The sequence below is a fragment of the Rhizomonospora bruguierae genome, assembly GCF_018397995.1.
In the GTDB taxonomy this organism is placed as follows: Bacteria; Actinomycetota; Actinomycetes; order Mycobacteriales; family Micromonosporaceae; genus Rhizomonospora; species Rhizomonospora bruguierae.
Genome location: NZ_BBQH01000006.1, coordinates 1 through 1113 on the forward strand (window position 1 = coordinate 1; position 1113 = coordinate 1113).

General features: G+C 70.4%; 1 protein-coding gene and 1 pseudogene. Both read right to left on the bottom strand.

Annotated elements, in window-relative coordinates; genetic code table 11:
• Positions 1-838 (bottom strand): IS66 family transposase (gene tnpC, locus KJS59_RS00025; RefSeq protein ID WP_213450096.1); only part of this gene is annotated, 838 nt, incomplete at its 3' end.
• 6 nt (positions 839-844) lie between these two features.
• Positions 845-1113 (bottom strand): annotated as a pseudogene (locus KJS59_RS00030) (IS66 family transposase zinc-finger binding domain-containing protein); the annotation flags it as partial.

The window sequence follows — 1113 nt, forward strand, 5'->3', positions numbered from 1 at the left end:
TTCGCCAGGTCGCGGAGATCTTCTGTTGGAGCTTGACCGGGCGGAGATCGCGTTCTGCCTGGTTGTTCGTGAACGGCACGGCCAGGTCGACGGTGAACCGCAGGATCATGTCGCGGTGTGCGGCGAAGCGTTCGATCAGTGTGTTGGCCCGCGACAGCTTGCCGTGCTGGTCGGGTGGGTTCTGTTCGTGGCCGTAGGCGATCGCCCCGGCGTAGCAGGCCCGGATGTGGCTGACCTCGTCCGCGGTGAGCGCGCCACGGCCGGCGGCGATGGCCTGTTCGGTCAATCGCTTGGCCATCAGCAGGGTGCCGGCCATCACCTCGGCCCACTCCTGCCCGGCCGGGTCCTGCTCGTGGACGCCACGCAGGTCGCGGATCAGGTGCGCCCCGCACCAGGCGTGCTCGGCGTCGGTCAGGTGCTGGTAGGCGGCGTAGCCGTCGCGGACCAGGGTGCCGGTGAACCCGGGCAGCACTCCACCGGCGTCGACGTCGGCCTTGGCTCGTCTCCCGACGTGGAACAACGTCAGTCCGGGTGTGCAGGCCACGTGCACGTACTTGAACCCGCCATCGACCCGGGCCGGGGTCTCGTCGGTGTGCAGCACCTGCTCGGTGTGCAGCAGCGCGGCCAGGCCGGTGGTGAACGGGCCCAGCCGGTGCGCCGCCTCGGCCACCACTCGGTGCACGAACCCGACCGACACCCGCACTCCGAGCAGATCGCCCATCAGATCGGCGACTCGCCCGTACGACAGGAACTGCCCAGCGCGGGCATACACGGCAGCGGCCTTGACGTTCGTGCCGTACTGCACCCGACCGGACACCCCGCCCGGGACCGCAGGCACGGTGACCTACCCACACCCGGCACATTCGACCGCGATCAACTGGTGCTCGATGACAACCGGCCGTGGCCTGGGCAGGTCGACCACCTGCCGACGCTGCCGCCCGTACTCGCGGCCGGCGTCCAGACCCATCCCGCACGCCGGGTTGACACACCGATCGGGCCGATGCTGCACCACCTGGTCCGGATCCGCGACCAGGTTCAGCATCGACCCCGGCACCCCAGGCTGCTTGCCCCGCCGCCGGCCGCTGCCCTTACCCGGCTGTGGACGCGGCCGAG